Source organism: Pseudomonas sp. BN607, assembly GCF_029871175.1.
GTDB lineage: Bacteria > Pseudomonadota > Gammaproteobacteria > Pseudomonadales > Pseudomonadaceae > Aquipseudomonas.
Genome location: NZ_SSOE01000049.1, coordinates 1 through 8,175, shown reverse-complemented (window position 1 = coordinate 8,175; position 8,175 = coordinate 1). Strand labels below are relative to the sequence as shown.

General features: G+C 66.9%; 3 protein-coding genes. All 3 read left to right on the top strand.

All coding sequences use genetic code 11. The features are described 5' to 3' along the window. Positions 1–1,732, top strand: a 1,732-nt coding sequence (locus E8E68_RS11785) for an amino acid adenylation domain-containing protein (RefSeq protein ID WP_280341558.1), incomplete at its 5' end; no start/stop codon positions are given. Next, a complete protein-coding gene (locus E8E68_RS11780; RefSeq protein WP_280341556.1) occupies positions 1,732–5,121 on the top strand; it encodes an amino acid adenylation domain-containing protein in 3,390 nt (1,129 codons plus the stop codon). The genes E8E68_RS11785 and E8E68_RS11780, both read left to right, overlap by 1 nt. A gap of 12 nt (positions 5,122–5,133) precedes the next feature. Further along, positions 5,134–8,175: amino acid adenylation domain-containing protein (locus E8E68_RS11775; RefSeq protein ID WP_280341554.1), on the top strand; the 3,042-nt coding region annotated here is incomplete at its 3' end.

The following is an 8,175-nucleotide window of genomic DNA, read 5'->3' as shown; positions in this document are numbered from 1 at the left end:
GCGCCTGGTCGACGACGGGGTCGGGCCTGACGTGCTGGTCGGCCTGGCCGCCGAGCGCTCGCTGGACATGGTCGTTGGCATCTTCGCCATTCTCAAGGCTGGCGGTGCCTATGTGCCGCTGGACCCGGCCTACCCGGCCGACCGTTTGGCTTACATGATCGAAGACAGCGGCCTGCAGCGCGTGCTGGCCCAGCCCCAGGTGCTGGCCAGCCTGCCGGTGCCGGCAGGCGTGCGCGTGCTCAGCCTGGAAAGCAACGATGACAGCAGCCAGGCCGACCCGCTGGCCTGCTCGCCGGTCACCGTCAGCCCGGACAACCTCGCCTACGTGATCTACACCTCCGGTTCCACCGGCAAGCCCAAGGGCGTGCTGCTGCCGCAGCGCAACGTGCTGCGCCTGTTCACGGCCACCGACGCCGACTTCCGCTTCGGCAGCGACGACGTGTGGAGCCTGTTCCACTCCTATGCCTTCGACTTCTCGGTGTGGGAAATCTTCGGCGCCCTGCTGTACGGCGGGCGCCTGGTGATCGTGCCGCAGCACACCAGCCGCTCGCCCGAGGCCTTCTACCAGCTGCTGGCCGACGAGCAGGTCACGGTGCTGAACCAGACCCCGTCGGCGTTCAAGCAACTGATGGCAGTGGCCACCACGGCCGAGCCGCAGCGGCCATTGGCATTGCGCAGCGTGGTGTTCGGGGGCGAGGCGCTGGACGTCAACAGCCTGGCACCGTGGTTCGAGCGCTTCGGCGACCGCCAGCCGCAGCTGGTGAACATGTACGGCATCACCGAAACCACCGTGCATGTCAGCTACCGGCCGCTGTCGCTGGCTGACCTGGGCAAGGCGGCCAGCAGCCCGATGGGCGTGCCGATCCCCGACCTGTCCTGGTATGTGCTCGACGGCGACCTGAACCCGGTAGCCAAAGGCTGCATCGGCGAGCTGTACGTCGGCCGCGCCGGCCTGGCGCGCGGCTACCTCAAGCGCAGCGACCTGAGCGCCACGCGCTTCGTGCCGGACCCGTTCGGTGCCCCTGGCGGGCGCCTGTACCGCACCGGTGACCTGGCGCGCTACCACGCCGACGGGGTGATCGAATACGCCGGGCGCATCGACCACCAGGTGAAGATCCGCGGCTTCCGCATCGAGCTGGGTGAGATCGAAGCCCGCCTGCAGGCGCAACCACAAGTGCGCGAGGCCCTGGTGCTGGCCCAGGAAGGCGCGACCGGCCAGCAGCTGGTGGCCTACCTGATCCCCGCTGCCGAGGTAGCGCTGGAGCAGCAGGCCGGGCTGCGTGCGCAGCTGCGCGAACAGTTGAAGGAAGCGCTGCCGGACTACATGGTCCCGGCGCACCTGCTGCTGCTCGACCGGTGGCCGCTGACAGCCAACGGCAAGCTCGACCGCAAGGCCCTGCCCAAGGCCGATGCCAGCCTGTTGCAGCACGGTTATCGCGCCCCACGCAGCGAGCTTGAACAGCAGCTGGCAGCCATCTGGCAGGACGTGCTCAAGCTTGAGCAAGTGGGCCTGGACGACCACTTCTTCGAACTGGGCGGCCACTCATTGCTGGCCGTGAGCGTGGTTTCGCGGGTGCAACTGGAACTCGGCCTGAGCCTGACCCCGCAACTGATTTTCCAGCACCCAACCCTGGCGAGCTTCGCCGAACAGCTGGCCCAGGCATCTGCGCCGGCGGACACACAAACACTCAGCAAGCTGTCGGCTCTGCTGGACGAAATGGAGGAGGTGTGATGGACACCGCAGTCGCCACGAAAATTGCCCAGCGCTTCATCAATCTGCCGCTGGAAAAGCGTCGCCAATACTTGCAGAAAATGCTTGAAGAGGGCGTGTCCCCGGCCAACCTGCCCATTCCGCTGGTGCGCGACGACACCACCGTGGTGCCGTTGTCGTTTGCCCAGGAGCGCCAATGGTTCCTGTGGCAGATGGAGCCTCAGGGCACTGCCTACAACATCGGGGTCAGCCTGCGCCTGCATGGCCCGCTGAACCTGCAGGCCTTGCAAGGCAGTTTCGATGCGCTGCTGGCGCGGCACGAGAGCTTGCGCACCACGTTCACCCATGACAGCCGCGACGGTGGCCCGCGCCAGCAAATCGCCCCACAGCTGACGGTAGCGATCGAATGCAGTGAGCGCGGTGTGGGCGATGAGCAGGCGCAGGTTCAAGCCTTCGTCGAAGCCCACCGGGAGCAGCCGTTCGACCTGCAACACGGCCCCGTGTTGCGCGTGGCGTTGCTGCGCTTGGCGGCCGAGGACCATGTGCTCAGCCTGGTGGTGCACCACATCGCCGCTGACGGCTGGTCGCTGAAGGTCATGGTCGATGAACTGCTGCAGGGTTACAGTGCCTGCTGCCAAGGGCATGCCGTGGCTGTTCGGCCGCTGCCCATCCAGTACGCCGACTATGCCATCTGGCAACGGCGCTGGATGGAGGCCGGTGAGCGCGAGCGGCAGCTGGCCTATTGGCAAGCGCAGTTGGGTGGCCAGCAGCCGGTGCTGGAACTGCCCACCGATCGGCCCCGCCCGGGGCTGATGAGCTACCGCGGCGCACGGCATGACTTCAGCTTGCCGGCCGAACTGTGCCAACGCCTGCAAGACCTGGCCCGCCACGAAGGGGTGACCTTGTTCGTGCTGTTGCTGGCCGCGTTCCAGGCCTTGCTGCAGCGCTACAGCGGGCAGCAGGACATTCGCGTGGGGGTGCCCATCGCTAACCGCAACCGGGTAGAAACCGAAGGGTTGATCGGGTTTTTCGTCAACACCCAGGTGCTGCGCGCGCAAATCGAGCCGCAGCAGACCTTCCGCGCGCTGTTGCAGCAAGCCCGCCAGGCCGCCAGCGACGCCCAGGCCCATCAAGAGCTGCCGTTCGAACAACTGGTCGAAGCCTTGCAGCCGGGGCGCAGCCTGAGCCACAGCCCGTTGTTCCAGGTCATGTTCAACCACCAGCGCCAGGGCAATGGCCAGCAGGCCGCCAGCGACACAGCGCTGCGTATCGAGGCTTTGCCTGGCGAAACGCGCACCGCGCCGTTTGACCTCACCCTGGAAACCTTCGAAGCACCAGGGCAGATCGGCGCCTCGTTCAACTACGCCACCGATCTGTTCGATGCCACGACCGTGGCGCGCATGGCCGGGCACTGGCTGCAATTGCTGGACGGCATCGTGGCCGACGCGGGCCAGCGAATCGCTGCGTTGCCACTGCTCAGCGACAGCGAGCTGGACGTGATCGGCCAGGCCTGGAATGACACGGCGGTGCCGGTTGCCGACGCCTGTATCCAGCACCTGATCGAGCAGCGTGCCCATGCCACACCGCATGCACCGGCCGTGCAGTTCGAAGACCAGACGCTGAGCTACCAGCAACTCAACGAACACGCCAACCGCCTGGCCTGGCGCCTGATCGAAGGCGGCGTAGGGCCGGACGTCAAAGTCGGGGTGGCCCTCGAACGCTCGCCACAAATGCTCGTCGCCTTGCTGGCCGTGCTCAAGGCCGGGGGTGCCTATGTACCGCTGGACCCCCACTACCCGGACGAGCGGCTGGCCTACATGATGGAGGACAGCGGCATCAGGCTGCTGCTGACCCAGCCGTCGCTCCAGGCACGCCTGCCGATACCGGCCACGGTCCAGTGCCTGTTGCTGGCGCCCGAACACCCGCTGGGCAGTGGCTGCAACGCGGCAGCCTACAGTGTGCACAACCCGCAGCCGCAGCTGTCGGCCGAGCACCTCGCCTACATGATCTACACCTCGGGCTCCACCGGCAGGCCAAAAGGGGTGATGGTGCCCCACGGTGCGCTGGTCAACTTCATCGCCAGCATGGCCAAGGCGCCGGGGCTGGCTACCGGAGACCGCCTGTTGTCGTTGACCACGTTCTCGTTCGATATCTTCGGGCTGGAGATGTACCTGCCGCTGGTGCAGGGCGCCTGCGTGGTCCTGGCCGGTCCGGATACTGCACAGGACCCGCAGCGGGTGCTGGAGCTGGTAGCGCGGCAGGCGGTGACCGTGCTGCAGGCCACCCCTTCGACCTGGCGCATGCTGCTAGACAGCGGTCGCGGCGAGGTGCTGGCCGGCTGCACGAAGCTGTGTGGCGGCGAAGCGCTGAGCGATGACCTGGCCCAGCGGCTGCTGGCCCTGGGCGGGCCGTTGTGGAACCTGTACGGGCCGACCGAAACCACCATCTGGTCGGCGCTGCACCGGTTGCAGCCCGCCAGGCCGCAGGCGTTGCTCGGCAGGCCGTTGGACAATACCCGGCTCTACCTGCTGGGTGAGGACCTGGCGCCGGTACCCGTTGGCGTTGCCGGGGAGCTGCTGATTGGCGGGGCGGGCCTGGCGCGCGGGTATTACCAGCGGCCAGGGCTGACCGCCGAGCGTTTCGTCCCCGACCCGTTCGCCGGGAACGGTGAACGGCTGTACCGCACCGGCGACCTGGCGCGTTACCGGGCCGAGGGTGTGGTGGAATACCTCGGGCGAATCGACCAGCAAGTGAAGATGCGTGGCTACCGTATCGAACTCGGTGAAATCGAGGCACAACTGGCGCGTCATCCGGCCATTCGCGAAGCGGCGGTAGTCGCCCGGCCGGGGCCTGGTGGCCAGCAGCTGGTGGCTTACCTGGTGCCGCAGGACGTGGCCGTGGTCGACGATGCGCAAACGCGGGAGGCACTGGGCGAGGCGCTGAAGCGGCAACTGCGCAGCGCGTTGCCGGAGTACATGGTGCCGACCTGGACGACGTTCGTCGCAACCTTCCCCCACACCCCCAATGGCAAGCTTGACCGCAACCGCCTGCCAGCCCCTGACCTGAGTGTCGCCCGGGTGGCCTACCTGGCACCGCAGAGCGAACTGCAGCAGCAGGTGGCGCAGATCTGGCAGGAGGTGCTGCACGTCGATCAGGTCGGCCTTGCCGACAACTTCTTCGACCTCGGCGGGCATTCGCTGCTGGCCACCCAGGTCACCGTGCGGCTGCGTGAGCAGTTGAAGCTGGAAACAGCGGTCAAGGCGCTGTTCACCACCCACGACCTGCAAGCCTACTGCGCCGAGATCGCTGGCGCTCAGCCGCAAACCCAGGCGGTCAACGATGCCTTGGCTAAATCCTTGGAGGCCCTCAAACGTCTATCAGCCGAAGATCTGGAAAATCTGATCTCTTGACAGGGGAAGGGCGTGCAAAAGTTAATCGAATCGGTAGCAACACTGTCGGCAAAGCAACGCAAAGCGCTGGCAGTGCTGCTCAAGCAGCAAGGTGTCGATCTGTACAGCGTGGCACCTGTTTTTCGACGCGATCCGACCGAGCCGCTTTCGCTGTCCTTCGCCCAGGAGCGGCAGCTGTTTCTTTGGCACCTTGAGCCAGACAGCGCCGCCTATCACCTGCCCAGTGCGCTGAACCTGCGTGGCACACTGGACCTGGCTGCCCTGCAGCAAAGCTTCGATGCGCTGGTGGCGCGCCACGAGTCGCTGCGCACCACCTTCGCCACTGACGGTGAGCGCACCACGCCAGTGATCCATGCCCCCGCGCCGGTGAGCATTGCCAGGCACACCTTGGCCCTGGCGCCCGGCGAGGACCGGGCGGCGCGGCTGCGCACCTGTATCACCGAAGAAATCCGCCAGCCGTTCGACCTGGCCCAGGGCCCGCTCCTGAGAGCCAGCCTGCTGTGCCTGGGGCCGGACGATCATGTGTTGCTGATCACCCAGCACCACATTGTCTCGGATGGCTGGTCGCTGGCGCTGATGGTGCAGGAGCTGGTGCACCTGTATCGCGCGTACAGCAGCGGCCAGCCTGCCAGCCTGCCGGCGTTGCCGATCCAGTACGCCGACTATGCCGCCTGGCAGCGTCAATGGATGGATGGCGGTGAACGGCAGCGCCAGCTAGCCTACTGGACCGCCCAGCTGGGCGGTGAGCAGCCTGTGCTGGCGCTGCCCGCTGATCGCCCGCGGCCGTTGCACAGCAGCTATCGTGGCGCCCGCATCGACCTGCCGCTGAGCCCGGTACTGGCCGAAGGCCTGCGGCAACTGGCACGGCGCGAAGGGGTGACCCTGTTCATGCTGTTGCTGGCGACCTTCCAGTGCCTGTTGCACCGCTATACCGGGCAGTCGGACATCCGCGTCGGCGTGCCGGTCGCCAACCGCACCCGCAAGGAAACCGAAGGCCTGATTGGCTTCTTCGTCAATACTCAGGTGCACAAGGCTGAAATCGATACGCACCAACCGTTCGTGCGCCTGTTGCAGCAGGTCAAGGCCACTGCGCTGGAGGCCCAGGCGCACCAGGACTTGCCCTTCGAGCAGTTGGTGGATGCCCTGCAGGTCGAGCGGAGCCTGAACCGCAGCCCGTTGTTCCAGGTCATGTTCAACCATCGCAGCGCCGAGCGCCGGCTGCCAGGGGCCACACAGCTGCCAGGCTTGAGCGTGGAAGTGCTGGCGTGGGAAGAAGTGAACGCCCAGTTCGACCTGACCCTGGACACGGTCGAGACCGCGGATGGCCTGTGGGCATCGCTGACCTACGCCACCGACCTGTTCGACGCGCCAAGCGTCGAGCGCATGGGGCAGCATTGGCAGCACCTGTTGCACAGTGTGGTAGCCCAGCCGCAACAGCCGGTGGGCGAGTTGCCGATGCTGAGCCCGCAGCAGACGCAAGCGGTGCTGCATGACCTTAACGACACCGCCACCGACTACCCCGGCGACTGGCGCGTGCACCAGCTGTTCGAGGCGCAGGCGCGTCGCCAGCCAGACGCCACGGCACTGTTGTTCGGCGACCAGCGCATGAGCTACCGGGCGTTGAGCGAGCTGTCCAGCCAGTGGGCGCACAAGCTGATCGAACAGGGTGTCGGCCCGGAAAGCCTGGTGGGTATCGCCGCCGAGCGTTCGCTGGAAATGGTCGTTGGCCTATTGGCGATCCTTAAAGCCGGCGCCGCCTATGTACCGCTGGACCCGGACTACCCTGCCGAGCGGCTGGCCTACATGTTCGAAGACAGCGGCATCGAGCTGCTGCTGACCCAGGCGCACTTGCGCGAGCAGCTGCCGGCGTTTGCCGGGCAGGTGCTGCTGCTGGACCAGCCCGGCGAGCTGGGCGGTTACGCGCGGCAGGTGCCGGCGTGCCGGCTGCACCCGGAGAACCTGGCCTACGTCATCTACACCTCCGGCTCGACCGGGCGGCCGAAAGGCGCCGGCAACCGCCACCTGGCGCTGTACAACCGGCTGGCGTGGATGCAGCAGGCGTATGCGCTGGACAGTGCGGACACGGTGTTGCAGAAGACCCCGTTCAGCTTCGACGTGTCGGTGTGGGAATTCTTCTGGCCACTGATGACCGGTGCACGGCTGGCCCTGGCGGCGCCGGGTGAGCATCGCGAGCCGGAGCGGCTGATCGACACCATCGAGCGCCACCAGGTCACCACCTTGCACTTCGTGCCGTCGATGCTGCAGGTGTTCGTCCGCGAGCCGGGCTTGCAGCGCTGCCACAGCGTGCGGCAGGTGATCTGCAGCGGCGAGGCGCTGGCGGTGGACACCCAGCAGCAGGTGTTCAGCCACCTGCCCGGTGCCCGGCTGCACAACCTGTACGGGCCGACCGAGGCAGCGATCGACGTCACCCACTGGACCTGTGTCGACGAGGGGCGTGACAGCGTGCCGATCGGCCAGCCGATCGCCAACCTGTACACGCACATCCTTGGCCCGGCGTTCGAAGCCCTGCCGCAGGTGGCCATGGGCGAGCTGATGCTCGGTGGCCAGGGCCTGGCGCGTGGTTACCATCGTCGCCCGTCGCTGACGGCCGAGCGTTTCGTGCCCGACCCGTTCGGCAGCCACGGCCAGCGGCTGTACCGCACCGGGGATTTGGCGCGCTACCGCGACAGCGGGGTGATCGAGTACTGCGGGCGCATCGACCATCAGGTGAAGGTGCGCGGGCTGCGTATCGAACTGGGTGAAATCGAGGCACGGGTGCTGGAGCACCCGCAGGTGCGCGAGGCGGTGGTGCTGGCCCAGGACAGCGGCCATGGCCAGCAGCTGGTGGCCTACGTACTGGCCGAAGAGCAGGGCATGGCAGTGGACGCCGCCGAACTGCGTGACAGCCTTCGCGAACAGCTCAAGGGCAGCCTGCCGGACTACATGGTGCCGACGCACATCCTGCAGGTGCAGGCCTGGCCGGTGACGGCCAACGGCAAGCTCGACCGCAAGGCGTTGCCCAAGCCCGACAACAGCGCCCTGCAGCAGGCCTAC

Excerpts from the sequence above, each read along its gene's own strand:
- E8E68_RS11780 (WP_280341556.1), top strand. The coding sequence starts at position 1,732 with ATGGACACCGCAGTCGCCACGAAAATTGCCCAGCGCTTCATCAATCTG.